Source organism: Bacillus sp. MT(2024) (genome assembly GCF_036362845.1).
Taxonomy (GTDB): Bacteria; Bacillota; Bacilli; order Bacillales; family Bacillaceae; genus Bacillus; species Bacillus velezensis.
On record NZ_CP143632.1, the window covers coordinates 719,969 to 738,290 of the forward strand.

Annotated in this window: 10 protein-coding genes; 8 read left to right on the plus strand and 2 right to left on the minus strand. The window is 53.0% G+C overall.

Translation table 11 applies throughout. The features are described from left to right. The first annotated feature begins 26 nt into the window (after positions 1 to 26). Both VP472_RS03725 and VP472_RS03730 read left to right on the plus strand, forming a co-directional pair. The gene (locus tag VP472_RS03725; protein WP_146276308.1) at positions 27 to 1,157 is read left to right on the plus strand and encodes a DEAD/DEAH box helicase; all 1,131 of its coding nucleotides are present in this window, start codon (positions 27 to 29) and stop codon (positions 1,155 to 1,157) included. Positions 1,158 to 1,231: 74 nt separating this feature from the next. Continuing rightward, positions 1,232 to 1,678, plus strand: a complete 447-nt coding sequence (locus VP472_RS03730) for a GNAT family N-acetyltransferase (RefSeq protein ID WP_146276310.1) — start codon at positions 1,232 to 1,234, stop codon at positions 1,676 to 1,678. A gap of 52 nt (positions 1,679 to 1,730) precedes the next feature. Here VP472_RS03730 and VP472_RS03735 read toward each other — a convergent pair whose 3' ends face one another. Continuing rightward, a complete protein-coding gene (locus VP472_RS03735; RefSeq protein ID WP_033574968.1) occupies positions 1,731 to 2,750 on the minus strand; it encodes an NADP-dependent oxidoreductase in 1,020 nt (339 codons plus the stop codon). 128 nt (positions 2,751 to 2,878) lie between these two features. After that, entirely contained in the window at positions 2,879 to 3,229 is a 351-nt protein-coding gene (locus tag VP472_RS03740) for a DUF3212 family protein (protein WP_050515827.1), read from the minus strand. A gap of 190 nt (positions 3,230 to 3,419) precedes the next feature. Here VP472_RS03740 and VP472_RS03745 point away from each other — a divergent pair, with 190 nt between their 5' ends. The 6 genes from VP472_RS03745 (at position 3,420) to VP472_RS03770 (ending at position 18,320) form a co-directional block, all read left to right on the plus strand. Then, the gene (locus tag VP472_RS03745; RefSeq protein ID WP_003155650.1) at positions 3,420 to 3,767 is read left to right on the plus strand and encodes a YflT domain-containing protein; all 348 of its coding nucleotides are present in this window, start codon (positions 3,420 to 3,422) and stop codon (positions 3,765 to 3,767) included. A 163-nt stretch (positions 3,768 to 3,930) separates the two neighbouring features. Beyond that, entirely contained in the window at positions 3,931 to 5,196 is a 1,266-nt protein-coding gene (locus VP472_RS03750; RefSeq protein ID WP_043866906.1) for a pectate lyase, read from the plus strand. 124 nt (positions 5,197 to 5,320) lie between these two features. Continuing rightward, positions 5,321 to 6,757, plus strand: a complete 1,437-nt coding sequence (locus VP472_RS03755) for an anion permease (RefSeq protein WP_015417012.1) — start codon at positions 5,321 to 5,323, stop codon at positions 6,755 to 6,757. A 106-nt stretch (positions 6,758 to 6,863) separates the two neighbouring features. Further along, positions 6,864 to 7,571, plus strand: coding sequence for a hypothetical protein (locus tag VP472_RS03760; protein ID WP_146277454.1), 708 nt, complete (start codon positions 6,864 to 6,866; stop codon positions 7,569 to 7,571). 114 nt (positions 7,572 to 7,685) lie between these two features. Then, on the plus strand, positions 7,686 to 14,339 hold the full coding sequence (locus tag VP472_RS03765) for an NTTRR-F1 domain (protein ID WP_153986649.1): 6,654 nt from the start codon (positions 7,686 to 7,688) through the stop codon (positions 14,337 to 14,339). Positions 14,340 to 14,519: 180 nt separating this feature from the next. Continuing rightward, positions 14,520 to 18,320: a collagen-like protein gene (locus tag VP472_RS03770; protein WP_153986650.1), complete on the plus strand. Its 3,801-nt coding sequence runs from the start codon at positions 14,520 to 14,522 to the stop codon at positions 18,318 to 18,320. Positions 18,321 to 18,322: the final 2 nt, after the last annotated feature.

The window sequence follows — 18,322 nt, forward strand, 5'->3', positions numbered from 1 at the left end:
AGATTTTAAGAATTGAGGAGAACGACATGACCCAAACATGGCCATTTTTACAGCATACACAACCATTTATCGCCGAAAACTGGGAGACGTCAGGTTTTCAGGAGCCGACCGTTATTCAGGAAAAAGCCGCTCAGGTGATCATGGAAGGGAAAGACGTCATTGCCGAATCCCCGACGGGAACGGGAAAAACATTGGCGTACACGCTTCCGGTTCTGGAGCGGATCAACCCGGAACAGAAACATCCGCAAGTGATCATTTTAGCGCCGTCCCGCGAGCTTGTGATGCAGATTTTTCAAGTGATTCAGGAGTGGAAAAAAGGCTCCGATCTTCGCGCTTTGTCTTTGATCGGCGGGGCAAACGTGAAAAAGCAGGTGGAGAAGCTCAAAAATAAACCGCATATCATTGCAGGCACACCGGGCAGGGTGCTCGAATTGATTCAGGCGAAAAAGCTGAAAATGCATGAAGTCAAGACGATCGTTCTTGATGAAGCGGATCAGCTCGTGACAAAGGAACACCGCGAAACGATGAAAAAAATCATTAAAACGACGCTGAAAGACCGACAGCTTTTAAGCTTTTCCGCTACGCTGCAGCCGGAGACAGAAGAGGTGCTGAATGCCATCGCACATGAACCGGCCGTTTTGAAAGTGGAGCGGAATACGGCGGAAAAAGCGCGCGTCACGCATCAATATCTCGTCTGCGATCAGCGGGATAAAGTGAAGCTTTTGCAAAAGCTGTCACGGCTGAACGGCATGCAGGCGCTCGTGTTTGTCAGAGATATCGGAAATTTAAGCGTCTATGCGGAAAAACTCGCCTATCACCATGTGGATCTCGGCATCCTGCACGGAGAAGCGAAAAAAATGGAGCGGGCAAAGATATTATCAGCGTTTGAACGGGGAGAATTTCCGCTGCTTCTGGCGACTGACATTGCGGCGCGCGGACTCGATATCGATGATCTTCCGTACGTCATTCACGCAGACATCCCGAATGAAGACGGATATATCCACAGATCCGGCCGGACGGGGCGGGCCGGTAAAGAGGGAACCGTACTCAGCCTTGTCACGCCGATGGAAGAATCCAAACTGAAAAAAATGGCCAAATCACTCGGAATTGAGCTGAAAGAGGCCGTTTATTCAGGCGGAAAATTATCTGAGAAATAAGAAACGGAGGGCGGGAAGCCCTTCTTTTTTTTATTGTAAAATAATAGAAAAGGTTCGGGCGGGGGAGTGGGAAGATGGGTTCAATAGACCGATTTCAAATATTGAAGGTACGTGAGCTGAAAATACTTAAACACTGGTTTAAGAACGATAACATCAGACGGAGAATGGATGCGATGCTGCCATTAGACGCGTGGTATGCACGATTGAATAAAGATGAAGACGATACTGTCATTATGGCATATGACGGGCAGCTTCCGGCAGGAATGGTCTCTATAGAGTTTGTGAAGGAACGGGCGTATATCGGATTGATCGTCAATCCTTTGTACCAGCTTCAAGGGTACGGAAAACAGATTTTGCAAAAACTGCTGACTGATCCTGGGTTTACCGGCGTGCGGGAATGGGCGGCAAGCATCGAAAAAGACAATCAAATCAGTTTAGCCTGCTTTCAAGCAGCGGGATTCACTTTGGAAGATACGGAGCCTGATGAAGACGGCTTTCTGACTTTGATTCTTCGCGGCTGATGCGAAAAAGCAGAAAAGGAGGGGACAAAGCCCTCCTTTTTTCATCATCATGTTAACTTAGATCACTGACTTTGATGATCTGTTTGCCTTTGTTTTCTCCTTTAAACAGGCCGAGGAACGCGTCAGGAATATGGCTGAATCCTTCCGTAATCGTTTCTTCATAATGAAGCTTCCCGTCCTTGAGCCATTCGGCCAATTGTTTCGCGCCTTCGGAAAAGCGGTCAGCATAATCACTGACGATGAACCCCTGCATCAGCGCTTTTGTTTTGATCAGCTTCGGCTGGACGCGGGGGCCCATGTCTTCCTCTTCACTTTCGGTATTATATGAAGAGATCGCTCCGCATACCGGAATGCGGGCGAATTCATTCAGCAGGTTTATCACCGCATCTGAAATCGGTCCGCCGACATTGTCAAAATAGACATCGACGCCGTCAGGGCATGCCTGTTCAAGCGCTTTTTGAATATCATCCGCCGTTTTGTAATTAATGGCTTCATCAAATTGAAGCTCCTCTTTCAGGTACGCGATTTTTTCGTCAGAACCGGCGATGCCGACAACCCGCGCGCCTTTGATTTTGGCAATCTGCCCGACTGTTGAGCCGACGGCGCCCGCAGCCCCTGAAACGACGACGGTTTCGCCCTTTTTCGGACGGCCGATATCGAGCAGCCCGAAGTAAGCGGTCAGTCCGGTCATCCCTAAAATGCCGAGATACGCCTGGGCGGGTGCGATATCCGTATCCAACTTGCGGAGGGCGGACTCATTGACGGCTGAATATTCCTGCCATGCGAGATTTCCGATCACAACATCTCCTTTTTTCAGCTTATCGCCGTCTGTCAGAACTTCGGCAATCACTCCGCCTGTTATGGCTTCATCTAAAGCGAACGGCTCTACATATGATTTTGTATCCTGCATCCGTCCGCGCATGTACGGATCAACGGACACATAACTCGTTTTCACAAGCACTTCGCCGTCTTTCGGTTCGGGAACGGCAATCGTTTCAAAGCGGAAATCGTCATGGACGGGAACGCCTTTGGGGCGTCTTGCCAATTGAATCTGCTGCTGATTTTTCGGCATGATGCATCCTCCTTCAACATGAGTGTTTGTTCCAAATGTAACACGAACCATTTCCCGAATACAAAATCAAACCGTCCGCCGGCAACAAAAAAAGAAGGGCCAGGGCCCTTCTTTCCTTATATGCGTATTTAAAAGAATAACCGGTACACATCGGTGTTTTTCTCATGTTCCAAATATTCATAGGCATTCGTTTTTGAAGAATGAAGCATGTCAGCGGTAATCACGGGCTGAAGCGCGGTCAGATAAGAACCCAGCTTATTTTCAATTTCTTTCGGCAGAACGGATTCGATATCACCGATATTGATAATGATAGAGAAAACGAAATCGATATTAATATGAAAAGTATCTTCAGCAAAGACCGTAAGCTCTTTTATTCCATCCGGGCAGCGGGTATGCCGGCGGAATACCTGCTTCACTAAATCACTGACAACCCAAGCGTTAAATCGCTGTTCCGGTGAAAAGTAATGAATAGGAACCACCTCCCTGCTTAATCGGCTCATGAAGATTTTTATTTTTCTGAAAATGTAGCTTTCCCTACTGTAACATGTCCCGCCGGAAAATATCCACCGACAATCTGCCCGTTTTTTCCCGGAACTCTCTTTCTTTTGTTTGACCTTTGGTTGAGCGGGTAAACATCCAATATACAAAAACAAAAGGGAGGACTTATCAATGAAACCGGTAGTAAGAGAATATACAAATGATCAAAAACTGATGCAGGACGTAAAAGAGCTTCAGCAATTGGGTGTCGCAAAAGAAGACGTATATGTGCTTTCTCATGATGACGACAGAACGGACCGCCTGGCAGATAATACTGATGTCAATACCATCGGAGCGAAAGAAACGGGCATTAAACACGCGGTCGGCAATATGTTTAATAAAAAAGGCGACGAGCTCCGCAACAAAATTCACGAAATCGGCTTTTCAGAAGAGGAAGCATCACAATTTGAAAAGCGCTTAGATGAAGGAAAAGTTCTTCTGTTTGTCACGGATAACGAAAAAGTAAAATCATGGGCGTAAGCTGAACAGATCCCAAGGGGTTTTCGGTCCCTTGGGATTTTTTTGCGGTTTCCGCAATAAAACCGAAAGGCACATGCTGTACATTTTCGGTGCCGTTTCTCAACTGATTTGGTAGAATTCAATTGTAATAAATTGGAATGAAAAATCAGGAGGAGCACAATTCATGAAAAAAATGTTATTTATGCTGGCGGTTTGTTTATGTATGATCCCTGCGGACGTCTATGCCGCTGACCTGGGACGGCAGACGTTAGGAACAAATGACGGCTGGGGAGCCGCTTCCGGCGGGACAACCGGCGGCGCGAAAGCCTCTTCATCGAATGTATACACCGTATCAAACAGACAGCAGCTCGTTTCTGCATTAGGGGGGAGCGCCAACAGCACGCCGAAGATTATTTACATACAAGGCACAATCAATATGAATACGGACGACCGGAATAAAACGCTCGGCTTTAATGATTATAAAGATCCGGCATATGATCTCAACGCTTATCTGAAGGCGTACGACCCGGACAAATGGGGGAAAAAAGCGCCGTCAGGCACCCAGGAAGACGCCAGACAGCGATCTCAAAAAAACCAGAAAGCACGGGTCGTGATTGACATTCCTTCCAATACGACGATCATCGGTTCGGGTTCAAATGCCAAAGTGACAGGCGGAAGTTTTAATATAAAGAACGGCGTCGACAATGTCATCATCCGCAACATTGAATTTCAAGACGCTTACGACTATTTTCCGCAATGGGACCCGACGGACGGCAGCAGCGGCAACTGGAACTCGGAATATGACAATATCACCATTAACGGCGCGACGCATATCTGGATCGATCATTGCACCTTTAATGACGGATCGAATCCCGACAGCGGTTTTCCCTACTATTACGGAAGAAAATATCAGCATCATGACGGCCAGACGGATATAGCCAACGGGGCGAATTATATTACATTGTCCTATAATAAATATCATGACCATGACAAAGGCTCCGTCATCGGAAACAGCGACAGCAAGACGTCGGATGAAGGAAAACTGAAGGTGACCATTCACCATAACTATTACCAGAACATCGTCCAGCGCGCACCGCGGGTCCGGTACGGGCAGGTTCATATTTATAATAATTTTTACGCAGGCTCTAAAAGCGCCGCATACCCGTTCAGCTATGCGTGGGGCGCGGGCCACGCGTCAAAAATATATGCCCAGAATAATGTCTTTGAAGTGCCGGGACTGGCTGCTGATAAAGTCATCAGCGTCTTCAGCGGCGGAAAAGCGCTTCATGAAGACGGCACTCTTTTAAACGGCGCCGCAATTAATGCGTCAGCCGCCAACGGATTAAGTCAGTCCGTCGGCTGGACACCGTCATTGCACGGTTCCATCGGCTCATCATCAAATGTAAAATCAGATGTTATATCTAAAGCCGGGTCGGGTATATTAAAATAATAAACAAGAAGCACAAAGGAAAATATTCCTTTGTGTTTTTTAATTAACAAAAACGTTTATTAACTTAGTTAAGTAGTAAAATGGGATAGGGGATGGAAGACAACAAAATAGGAGGAGACCTGTAATGGCTTCAGAAAAAGACGCAAAAAAACAGCAGGCAGTAAAAATCATTCCTTTGCTTATTACTGTTGCTGTGGGATTAATCATTTGGTTTATTCCCGCGCCGTCCGGACTTGAACCTAAAGCATGGCATTTGTTCGCTATTTTTGTCGCAACAATTATCGGCTTTATCTCCAAGCCCTTGCCAATGGGCGCAATTGCAATTTTTGCATTGGCAGTCACCGCGTTAACGGGAACGCTATCTATTGAAAATACGTTAAGCGGATTTGGAAACAAGACAATCTGGCTGATTGTCATCGCCTTTTTTATTTCCCGGGGATTTATCAAAACCGGGCTCGGCGCCAGGATTTCTTACGTATTCGTACAACGGTTCGGGAAGAAAACACTCGGCCTTTCTTATTCACTGCTTTTCAGTGATTTAATTTTATCACCTGCCATTCCGAGCAACACGGCACGGGCGGGCGGCATTATTTTTCCTATTATCAGATCATTATCCGAAACTTTCGGATCAACGCCGGCAGACGGAACAGAGCGGAAAATCGGCGCTTTCTTATTAAAAACCGGTTTTCAAGGAAACTTGATTACGTCTGCGATGTTTTTGACGGCAATGGCGGCGAACCCGCTGATCGCCAAGCTGGCCCACGATGTCGCAGGGGTGGACATCACATGGACAAGCTGGGCAATCGCGGCCATTGTACCGGGATTGGCGAGCTTAATCATTACGCCGCTGGTCATTTATAAGCTGTATCCGCCGGAAATTAAAGAAACACCGGACGCGGCTAAAATCGCAACGGAAAAATTGAAAGAAATGGGTCCGTTTAAAAAATCCGAACTCTCCATGGTCATCGTCTTTTTATTGGTGCTTGCGCTGTGGATTTTCGGAGGAAGCTTAAATATCGACGCAACGACGACGGCCCTGATCGGATTATCCGTTTTGCTTTTGTCACAGGTATTAACATGGGAGGACATCAAAAAAGAACAAGGTGCATGGGATACGCTGACTTGGTTCGCGGCGCTTGTGATGCTGGCGAATTTCCTGAATGAGCTCGGCATGGTGTCTTGGTTCAGCGATATGATGAAATCATCTGTTTCCGGTTTTTCATGGATTGTGGCATTTATGATTCTGATTGTCGTGTATTATTACACGCATTATTTCTTTGCGAGCGCAACCGCGCATATCAGTGCCATGTATGCTGCATTTCTCGCCGTCATCGTGGCGGCAGGCGCTCCGCCGCTGTTGGCGGCGCTCAGCCTGGCGTTTTTCAGCAACCTTTTCGGTTCGACGACGCATTACGGATCAGGAGCGGCTCCGGTCTTTTTCGGAGCGGGTTATATATCGCAAAGCAAATGGTGGTCCATCGGCTTTATCCTGTCAATCGTCCATATTGTGACATGGCTTGTGATCGGCGGATTATGGTGGAAAGTATTAGGGTTATGGTAGAAGAAAAAAGGCAGACTCAGGTCTGCCTTTTTTTATTTCTGTAAGGAATGGGAAGGGCCTGCACATGATGACTTCAGTGCGAATAGAATATTGCCGGGGTGATATTATGAGCAGCGGCCGTAATCAATACATGATATTGAAACAGAAACCTTACAAATATATGAGCAGACATATGAAACGCCGGTATGAACAATTACCATGTGAACTTGAAAGTCCGGAAACAGGGACGGAAAAACGGTTTCCGTCTTCAGATGAAAATCGATCTGCCTTGTGCGTACCCGGGCTGCGAGGTCCCGAAGGCAAAAGAGGACCCGCCGGCTCCCGCGGTCCGCAAGGGGAGGCGGGTCCGCCCGGTCCGCCCGGTCCCCCGGGGCCTGAGGGTCCGCCGGGAGCGGTTCCTGCGGTAGCTTTTCAAAATACAGCAGAACTAATGACGATTCCGTTAGAAGGAACACCGATAAACGTGTTAAGCGCAGTGATAGCTGCGCCGACAGATCAATTGGTGAAAACGGATGCCGTCATACAAGTAAATGTGGAATTAGATCCGCTCGCGTCTCATTTCTCATTGGTCTTAGCTGTCGAGCTGCAAAGAAATGGCGTATCGATACAAACACAGAGACAAGAGAGGAACCTCTTTTCTTCAGGCGGGCAAATCATAGGAATTCCTTTTACGTACATCGACGAAATGAAGGCGGATGAAACAGCCGCGTATCAGCTCTATTTATCTGTCCTTTCTTCGAACTATGTAACACAAGTCGCAGCGGCAAACCGCTCCCTCATTGCGACGGGATTCCCCATTCAAGGATCGGATTAAGGTGATGAAAAGAAATCACCTTTTTTATTTAGGTTGTCAAAACACAGCCCGTATTAATATGCTGTCTTAATAAGTAAGACGGTCAACAACGGGAAGGAGAGGGAAAAAGATTGAATGAATAATCCGATTATAAACGGGAGCTTTGAAACAGGCACATTAGCGGGCTGGAGTTCGGCAAATACCCAGATTAACAGTTTGTTTGCACATTCAGGGAGATATTCTGCGCAATTTATTGGAGCTCAGCCATATGCTTACCTCAGTCAAATCGTTCCCATTTCAGCCAAGTCAGTGACTCTATTCGTATCACTCGCAACGCTTGGAAATGAGCCAAGTCCCCAAGTCACTCTCCAGATCATCTATGTCAGCGCAGCAGGTGAACAAATCAGTTCCATTCAAGAAAATATCACACCCGGAAATTTGCCGAACGTGCTCTTTCACACATGGTCTGAAATCTATAAAACAAGCAGTGTGCCTTCTGGCGCGGCCTCTGCCGTCATTGTATTAAGTAAAGTTTCTTCCGGCACGGTTTTAATAGACGATGTTTCATTGGCGCAAACCGGGGGTGAACCTGGCGTAACAGGAATTACAGGTCCCACTGGAGTGACGGGCCCCACAGGAGTGACCGGAGCAACTGGTGCAACTGGAGCAACTGGTTCAACCGGGGCAAGAGGAGCGACGGGTGTAACCGGCCCAAACGGAGTAACTGGTCCGACAGGAGTAACTGGAGCTACCGGCTCGACTGGTGTAACAGGAGCAACCGGAACCACGGGCTCAACGGGAGCAACGGGAGCAACCGGCCCCACCGGAGCAACGGGTGCATCCGGGGCGACAGGCGCAACGGGAATAACGGGAGTAACCGGCTCGACCGGTCCAACGGGAGAGATCGGCCCAACCGGAGTAACGGGTCCAACTGGAGTGACTGGCTCAACTGGTGTAACCGGCCGAACCGGAATAACAGGCTCAACAGGAACGACCGGCTCAACTGGTGCAACAGGACCAACTGGTTCAACCGGTTCAACAGGAGTGACTGGGGCAACGGGGATAACCGGAGCGACTGGAGCAACCGGCTCAACCGGAGTAACGGGAGCAACCGGAGTGACTGGTGCAACTGGAGTAACAGGCTCAACGGGTGCAGCCGGGAATACTGGCTCAACAGGAGTAACCGGTGCAACTGGAGTAACAGGCCCAACTGGGGCGACGGGTGTAACCGGCGCAACCGGAATAACAGGTCCAACCGGGCCAACCGGTTCAACAGGAGTGACTGGTGCAGCAGGATCAACTGGACCCACGGGAGAGATCGGTCCAACTGGATCGCCAGGCTCAACTGGGATTACCGGCGCAACGGGATCGACAGGAGAAACAGGCGCGACTGGCTCAACAGGTCCAACTGGTGTAACAGGAGAAACGGGATCGACAGGCTCAACCGGTGTAACGGGAGTGACTGGGGCAACGGGGATAACCGGAGCGACTGGAGAAACCGGAGCAACTGGCTCGACCGGGGAAACCGGAGCTACTGGAGTAACCGGCCCAGCAGGAGCAACGGGATCAACCGGCGCAACAGGGGCAACGGGGGTAACTGGGGGAACGGGAACAACCGGACCGACAGGAGCAACCGGCTCAACTGGTGCGACGGGAGTAACAGGAGAAACCGGCGCAACCGGGGGAACAGGTCCAACGGGTGTAACAGGAGGAACCGGTTCAACTGGTTCAACAGGAGCAACGGGACCAACCGGAGAAACCGGTGTAACAGGGCCAACAGGAGAAACAGGCTCGACAGGGGCAACCGGAGCTACTGGAGTAACCGGCCCAGCAGGAGTAACGGGCTCAACCGGCTCGACTGGAGCAACAGGACTGACTGGAGCAACCGGTGCAACGGGAGTAACGGGTTCAACAGGAGCAACCGGCGCAACCGGAGTAACGGGTCCAACTGGTGTAACGGGAGCAACCGGCTCAACCGGAGTAACGGGTCCAACTGGTGCAACAGGAACAACCGGCGCAACCGGAGTAACGGGTCCAACGGGAGAGACCGGTCCAACTGGAGTAACCGGATCGACTGGCATAACGGGTTCAACCGGCCCAACTGGTGAAACAGGAGCAACGGGAGTAACAGGAGGAACCGGTTCAACTGGTTCAACAGGAGCAACGGGACCAACCGGAGTGACTGGAACAACAGGAGAAACCGGGGAAACGGGCGCCACTGGAATAACAGGATCGACTGGTGTAACCGGAGTGACTGGTGTAACAGGGGCGACAGGAGAAACCGGTCCAACCGGAGCAACAGGTGTAACAGGAGAAACCGGAACCACGGGATCAACCGGAGTAACTGGGACAATGGGAGAAACCGGTGCAACTGGAGTGACTGGAGCAACGGGGATAACAGGAGCAACAGGCGCAACTGGTGTAACCGGGCTAACTGGAATAACAGGCGCGACGGGCCCAACCGGTGTGACTGGACCAACAGGGGTTACTGGCTCAACAGGAGAAACCGGTGCAACTGGAGCGACTGGCGCAACCGGTACAACCGGAATGACAGGCCCAACCGGAGAAACCGGTGTAACAGGCCCAGCAGGAGTAACGGGCTCAACCGGCTCGACTGGAGCAACAGGACTGACTGGAGCAACAGGACTGACTGGAGCAACCGGTCCAACTGGAGTAACTGGCTCGACCGGGGCAACCGGAGTAACCGGAATAACAGGAACAACCGGAGTGACTGGTGCAACAGGAGCAACCGGGCCAACGGGAGAGGCCGGTCCAACCGGATCAACAGGCTCAACCGGAATAACAGGCTCAACCGGTGTAACAGGGTCAACAGGAGAAACCGGAGCGACTGGTGCAACAGGAGCAACCGGTCCAACTGGAGTTACTGGAGCGACCGGAGAAACTGGGGCAACGGGAGAAACCGGTCCAACCGGAGTAACAGGATCGACAGGACCAACAGGGCTAACAGGTTTAACAGGATCAACAGGAGCAACCGGAACCACGGGTTCAACCGGTTTGACTGGGGTAACAGGCTCAACTGGAGCGACCGGAGTAACTGGAATAACGGGCCCAACAGGATCGACAGGCCCAACCGGAGCAACAGGTTCAATCGGAGAAACCGGAGCAACCGGCCCAACGGGAGAGACCGGTCCAACCGGAGAAACGGGTGCAACAGGATCGACAGGACCAACAGGGCCAACAGGTGTAACAGGATCAACAGGAGCAACCGGAACCACGGGTTCAACCGGAATGACTGGAGTAACAGGAACAACCGGTTCGACTGGTGTAACCGGTGCAACGGGAGAAACTGGCCCAACGGGAGAGACCGGTCCAACCGGAGCAACGGGTGCAACAGGATCGACAGGACCAACAGGGCCAACAGGTGTAACAGGATCAACAGGAGCAACCGGAACCACGGGTTCAACCGGAATGACTGGAGTAACAGGCTCAACCGGTTCAACTGGTGTAACCGGTGCAACGGGAGAAACTGGCCCAACCGGCGTAACTGGTGCAACAGGAGTGACTGGGTCAACAGGAATAACCGGTGAAACAGGAGCGACGGGAGTAACAGGCCCAACAGGAGTAACAGGTTCAACGGGAGAAACGGGACCAACCGGAGCCACGGGAGTAACTGGTTCAACTGGAATAACCGGATCGACCGGTCCAACCGGAGCGACTGGGGTAACGGGTGTAACCGGGGGAACGGGAACAACCGGACCGACAGGAGTAACCGGTCCAACTGGAGTTACTGGAGCGACCGGAGAAACTGGGGCAACGGGAGAAACCGGTCCAACCGGAGTAACAGGAACAACCGGATCGACAGGACCAACAGGGCCAACAGGTTTAACAGGATCAACAGGAGCAACCGGAACCACGGGTTCAACCGGAGCGACCGGAGTAACTGGAATAACGGGCCCAACAGGATCAACAGGAGCAACCGGAACCACGGGTTCAACCGGAGCGACCGGAGTAACTGGAATAACGGGCCCAACAGGATCGACAGGCCCAACCGGAGCAACAGGTTCAATCGGAGAAACCGGTCCAACCGGGGTAACAGGTTCAACGGGAGTAACTGGAGCAACAGGAGTAACCGGAACCACGGGTTCAACCGGAATAACTGGAGTAACAGGAACAACCGGTTCGACTGGTGTAACTGGAGAAACTGGCCCAACCGGCGCAACAGGGCCAACCGGAGAAACCGGAACCACGGGCTCAACCGGAGTAACAGGGGCAGCAGGAGAAACCGGTGCAACGGGAGTAACTGGAGCAACCGGCCCAACTGGAGAAACCGGTGCAACGGGAGAAACGGGTCCAACCGGAGCAATCGGCTTGACCGGTGTAACAGGCCCAACAGGTGTAACAGGCTCAACCGGAGCAACCGGTGTAACGGGAGAAACCGGCCCAACCGGCGTAACTGGTGCAACAGGAGTGACTGGGTCAACAGGAATAACCGGAGCGACCGGTCCAACCGGCCCAACAGGTGTAACAGGAGAAACCGGAACCACGGGATCAACCGGAGTAACTGGGACAACGGGAGAAACCGGTTCAACTGGAGTGACTGGCGCAACCGGTACAACCGGGTCAACTGGGGAGACTGGAGCAACGGGTCCAACAGGGTCAACTGGTTTAACGGGAGTGACTGGTTCAACCGGAGAAACCGGCCCAACTGGGGTCACGGGCTCAACTGGTGTAACAGGCCCAACTGGGGTCACGGGCTCAACTGGTGTAACAGGTCCAACTGGATCGACTGGTGCAACAGGAGTAACAGGCACAACCGGAGAAACCGGTGTAACAGGGCCAACAGGAGAAACAGGCTCGACCGGGGCAACCGGAGCTACTGGAGTAACCGGCCCAACCGGAGAAACCGGAACCACGGGTTCAACCGGAGTAACAGGGGCAACGGGAGTAACTGGAGCAACCGGAGAAACTGGCTCGACCGGGGATACCGGAGCTACTGGAGTAACCGGCGCAACAGGGGCAACGGGGGTAACTGGAGAAATCGGCCCAACGGGAGAGGCCGGTCTAACCGGATCGACAGGACCAACCGGCGCAACAGGGCCAACAGGTTTAACAGGATCAACAGGAGCAACCGGAACCACGGGCTCAACTGGTGTAACGGGAGCAACCGGATCGACTGGGGTAACTGGTGTAACCGGGGGAACGGGAACAACCGGACCGACAGGACCGACAGGAGCAACCGGTCCAACTGGAGTTACTGGAGCGACCGGAGAAACTGGGGCGACGGGAGAAACCGGTCCAACCGGAGTAACAGGAGCAACAGGATCGACTGGCATAACGGGTTCAACCGGCCCAACTGGTGTAACAGGTTCGACCGGAGCAACCGGCCCAACTGGAGTAACAGGTTCAACGGGAGAAACGGGTCCAACCGGAGCAATCGGCTTGACCGGTGTAACAGGCCCAACAGGTGTAACAGGCACCACGGGTTCAACCGGAATGACTGGAGTAACAGGATCAACCGGTTCGACTGGTGTAACCGGTGCAACAGGAGAAACTGGCCCAACCGGCGTAACTGGTTCAACCGGAGTGACTGGGTCAACAGGAGAAACCGGAGCGACCGGTGTAACAGGGTCAACAGGAATAACCGGAGCAACTGGAGTGACTGGAGCAACGGGGATAACAGGAGCAACAGGTGCAACCGGGCTAACTGGAATAACAGGCGCGACGGGCCCAACCGGTGTGACTGGACCAACAGGGGTTACTGGCTCAACAGGAGAAACCGGAGCAACTGGATCGACAGGCTCAACCGGTACAACCGGCCCGACTGGTGTAACCGGCGCAACCGGAGTAACAGGCCCAACCGGCGCAACAGGGCCAACAGGAGAAACCGGTGCAACGGGGGTAACCGGAGAAATCGGCCCAACGGGAGAGACCGGTCCAACCGGAGTAACAGGAGCAACAGGATCGACTGGCATAACGGGTTCAACCGGCCCAACTGGTGTAACAGGTTCGACCGGAGAAACCGGCCCAACTGGTGTAACAGGTTCGACCGGTGTAACAGGCCCAACAGGTGTAACAGGCTCAACCGGCCCAACAGGTGCAACGGGAGTAACTGGAGCGACCGGAGTAACTGGTGCAACGGGAGAAACTGGCCCAACAGGATCAACCGGATCAACAGGCTCAACCGGAATAACAGGAGCAACAGGTGCAACCGGAGTAACCGGAGTAACCGGAGTAACTGGAGTAACAGGTGCAACCGGCTCAACTGGAGTAACAGGAGCGACAGGTACAACAGGCCTAACGGGTCCAACTGGAGCAACGGGAGTGACAGGAGCAACCGGCACAACCGGCTCGACTGGTGTAACCGGGGCAACCGGAGTAACGGGCCCAACAGGCCCAACAGGCCCAACCGGCGCCACAGGCAGTACACCAACCTTGCTCTTCACAAGAACTAACGGGCCGCTCACTGTTTATCCGCCGTTAAATACAGAGGTTCCCATTGCTACGCTGGCAATCCCGGTTAACGCTTTGCAGAATGTAAAGCTTGATTATGCACTCAGTGTCGCGCTAACAACTGCAGCGAATTCAAACTTTGTTTTTGAAGTGAGATTATATAGGGGAGCAGTGCAAATTCATACAAGAACTCTGTCGCGAACTAATACTACCGCAGCTACGGATAGTTTTTCGATTGCTGATACAACAGTGGATACAGCGCCGACCGCAGGAACAAATACGTACCAGTTGAGAGTTGTTTTCACAACTGCAAATAATATAACAGCAGCGTCAGCTCTCAATATCGATTTTAACAGCATTCGTTTCCCGACAACCTAATGACAATAGCAGACTGATATTTTAAAGATGAAAGACCTGACTTATGCACAGTTAGGTCTTTTTTCTCTAAAAGCTGTGCATGGTGCAGCCTTAAGAACATTTGAAAATTCGCCCAATAGAAATGGGATTTTGCCACACCTTTTTCTTTTGCGGAAATATTATGCAAGAAGAGGTGGTGTAATGAGAAAAGGAGATACTTGGTATAACAGATACGACTCTTGGGATTACGACTGCCGGAATTGTAATGAGTGCTGCTGTCATTTTCAACATAAAAGAAGAAATCAAAGGCGCAGTTATCAAAATCGGGCCCATTGCTGTGAAGAATTCTGTTGCAAAACCTCTTGCTGTCATGAAAGATGGTGTCCATGCTGTCATCCAAATCATTTTCATGTAAGAGGATTCACCGGAGCAACGGGGTGCACCGGAGCAACGGGGCTGACCGGAGCAACGGGGTTCACTGGAGCAACAGGGCTGACCGGAGCAACAGGGCTGACCGGAGCAACGGGGTTCACTGGAGCAACAGGGCTGACCGGAGCAACGGGGTTTACCGGAGCAACGGGCTCGACCGGGAATACCGGCGCGACTGGGGTAACCGGTGCCACTGGAGCAACCGGCGTCACTGGAGATCCCGGCCCGACTGGAGCAACTGGCGCCACGGGAGTAACGGGCTCGACCGGAGAAATCGGCGCCACCGGAGTAACAGGAGCCACCGGAGATACTGGATCTACCGGAATAACAGGAGCCACCGGAGTAACAGGCGCCACCGGAGTAACAGGCGCTACCGGAGTAACCGGAGTAACGGGATCAACCGGAGTAACAGGAGCAACCGGAGTAACAGGAGCAACCGGAGTAACAGGAGCAACCGGAGATACTGGATCTACCGGAATAACAGGAGCAACCGGGGTAACAGGAGCAACCGGAGTAACAGGGGCTACCGGAGTAACAGGAGCAACCGGAGTAACAGGTGCTACCGGAGTAACAGGGGCTATCGGAGTAACAGGTGCTACCGGAGTAACAGGCGCCACCGGAGTAACAGGAGCAACCGGGGATACTGGAGCAACCGGAATAACAGGCGCCACCGGAGTAACAGGTGCTACCGGAGTAACGGGAGCAACCGGGATCACCGGAGCTACTGGAGTAACAGGCGCCACCGGGGTAACGGGAGTAACCGGAGCGACAGGAATAACGGGAGCCACCGGAGTAACCGGGATCACCGGAGTAACGGGATCAACTGGAGTAACCGGAGTAACCGGAGTAACAGGCGCCACCGGAGTAACCGGGGCTACCGGAGCGACCGGAGTAACCGGAGCTACCGGAGTAACAGGTGCTACCGGAGTAACGGGAGCCACCGGAGTAACAGGTGCTACCGGAGTAACGGGAGCCACCGGAGTAACAGGTGCTACCGGAATAACAGGAGCCACCGGAGTAACAGGAGCCACCGGAGTAACGGGAGTAACCGGAGTAACGGGATCAACTGGAGTAACCGGAGAAACGGGAGCCACCGGAGAAACAGGCGCCACCGGGATCACCGGAGTCACAGGAGTAACGGGATCAACTGGAGTAACCGGGGTAACGGGAGTAACAGGAGCAACCGGGGATACTGGAGCAACCGGAATAACAGGCGCCACCGGAGTAACAGGTGCTACCGGAGTAACGGGAGCAACCGGGATCACCGGAGCTACTGGAGTAACAGGCGCCACCGGGGTAACGGGAGTAACCGGAGCGACAGGAATAACGGGAGCCACCGGAGTAACCGGGATCACCGGAGTAACGGGATCAACTGGAGTAACCGGAGTAACCGGAGTAACAGGCGCCACCGGAGTAACCGGGGCTACCGGAGCGACCGGGGTAACCGGAGCTACCGGAGTAACAGGTGCTACCGGAGTAACGGGAGCCACCGGAGTAACAGGTGCTACCGGAGTAACGGGAGCCACCGGAGTAACAGGTGCTACCGGAATAACAGGAGCCACCGGAGTAACAGGAGCCACCGGAGTAACGGGAGTAACCGGAGTAACGGGATCAACTGGAGTAACCGGAGTAACGGGAGTAACCGGAGTAACGGGATCAACTGGAGTAACAGGAGCAACCGGGGTAACGGGAGTAACCGGAGCAACAGGCGCCACCGGAGTAACAGGTGCTACCGGAGTAACAGGTGCTACCGGAGTAACGGGAGCCACCGGAGTAACAGGTGCTACCGGAATAACAGGAGCCACCGGAGTAACAGGAGCCACCGGAGTAACGGGAGTAACCGGAGTAACGGGATCAACTGGAGTAACCGGAGAAACGGGAGCCACCGGAGAAACAGGCGCCACCGGGATCACCGGAGTCACAGGAGTAACGGGATCAACTGGAGTAACCGGGGTAACGGGAGTAACAGGAGCAACCGGGGATACTGGAGCAACCGGAATAACAGGCGCCACCGGAGTAACAGGTGCTACCGGAGTAACGGGAGCAACCGGGATCACCGGAGCTACTGGAGTAACAGGCGCCACCGGGGTAACGGGAGTAACCGGAGCGACAGGAATAACGGGAGCCACCGGAGTAACCGGGATCACCGGAGTAACGGGATCAACTGGAGTAACCGGAGTAACCGGAGTAACAGGCGCCACCGGAGTAACCGGGGCTACCGGAGCGACCGGGGTAACCGGAGCTACCGGAGTAACAGGTGCTACCGGAGTAACGGGAGCCACCGGAGTAACAGGTGCTACCGGAGTAACGGGAGCCACCGGAGTAACAGGTGCTACCGGAATAACAGGAGCCACCGGAGTAACAGGAGCCACCGGAGTAACGGGAGTAACCGGAGTAACGGGATCAACTGGAGTAACCGGAGAAACGGGAGTAACCGGAGTAACGGGATCAACTGGAGTAACAGGAGCAACCGGGGTAACGGGAGTAACCGGAGCAACAGGCGCCACCGGAGTAACAGGTGCTACCGGAGTAACAGGCGCCACCGGGATAACGGGAGCCACTGGGATCACCGGAGCTACTGGAGTAACGGGCTTGACCGGAGCAACCGGGATAACGGGAGTAACAGGAGCTACAGGAGCTACAGGATTAACGGGAGCAACCGGGGTAACAGGTGCTACCGGAGTAACGGGAGCAACCGGGATCACCGGAGCTACTGGAGTAACAGGCGCCACCGGGGTAACGGGAGTAACAGGAGCGACAGGAATAACGGGAGCCACCGGAGAAACAGGCGCCACCGGGATCACCGGAGTCACAGGAGTAACGGGATCAACTGGAGTAACCGGGGTAACGGGAGTAACAGGAGCAACCGGGGATACTGGAGCAACCGGAATAACAGGCGCCACCGGAGTAACAGGTGCTACCGGAGTAACGGGAGCAACCGGGATCACCGGAGCTACTGGAGTAACAGGCGCCACCGGGGTAACGGGAGTAACCGGAGCGACAGGAATAACGGGAGCCACCGGAGTAACCGGAGCAACTGGGATCACCGGAGCAGGCGCGATCATTCCTTATGCTTCAGGTCTTCCCACTGCCGTGACGACCATTGCCGGAGGATTAATCGGAACGGTGAGCCTTGTCGGGTTCGGCAATTCTGTGACGGGCGTCAATGTCGGAGGGGGAGGCGCAATTGATCTTACCGGGGCTGGAGGAACTCTGCTGAACTTTGCTTTTTCTGCTCCGAGAAGCGGAACCATTACATCAATTGCCGCCTATTTCAGTACAACCGCAGCATTGTCGCTTGTCGGCTCGACTGTTACGATAACCGCACAACTATACAGTTCTACTGTGCCGAACAATACGTTCACGCCGATCCCCGGAGCATCCGTCACTTTAGCTCCTCCCCTCACCGGCGTATTGTCAATCGGCAGCATCAGCAACGGAATCACGACAGGGCTGAACATTGCGGTAACTCCTCAAACCCGGCTGTTAATGGTATTCTCCGCCACTGCGACAGGCCTTTCGCTTATTAATACAGTGGCGGGATATGCAAGCGCGGGAGTTACAATTTCCTGATA

Coding starts and splice junctions, on each gene's coding strand:
- VP472_RS03765 (WP_153986649.1), top strand. CDS start 7,686: ATGAATAATCCGATTATAAACGGGAGCTTTGAAACAGGCACATTAGCG.
- VP472_RS03735 (WP_033574968.1), bottom strand. CDS start 2,750: ATGCCGAAAAATCAGCAGCAGATTCAATTGGCAAGACGCCCCAAAGGC.
- VP472_RS03770 (WP_153986650.1), top strand. CDS start 14,520: ATGAGAAAAGGAGATACTTGGTATAACAGATACGACTCTTGGGATTAC.
- VP472_RS03755 (WP_015417012.1), top strand. CDS start 5,321: ATGGCTTCAGAAAAAGACGCAAAAAAACAGCAGGCAGTAAAAATCATT.
- VP472_RS03760 (WP_146277454.1), top strand. CDS start 6,864: ATGAGCAGCGGCCGTAATCAATACATGATATTGAAACAGAAACCTTAC.
- VP472_RS03730 (WP_146276310.1), top strand. CDS start 1,232: ATGGGTTCAATAGACCGATTTCAAATATTGAAGGTACGTGAGCTGAAA.
- VP472_RS03725 (WP_146276308.1), top strand. CDS start 27: ATGACCCAAACATGGCCATTTTTACAGCATACACAACCATTTATCGCC.
- VP472_RS03745 (WP_003155650.1), top strand. CDS start 3,420: ATGAAACCGGTAGTAAGAGAATATACAAATGATCAAAAACTGATGCAG.
- VP472_RS03750 (WP_043866906.1), top strand. CDS start 3,931: ATGAAAAAAATGTTATTTATGCTGGCGGTTTGTTTATGTATGATCCCT.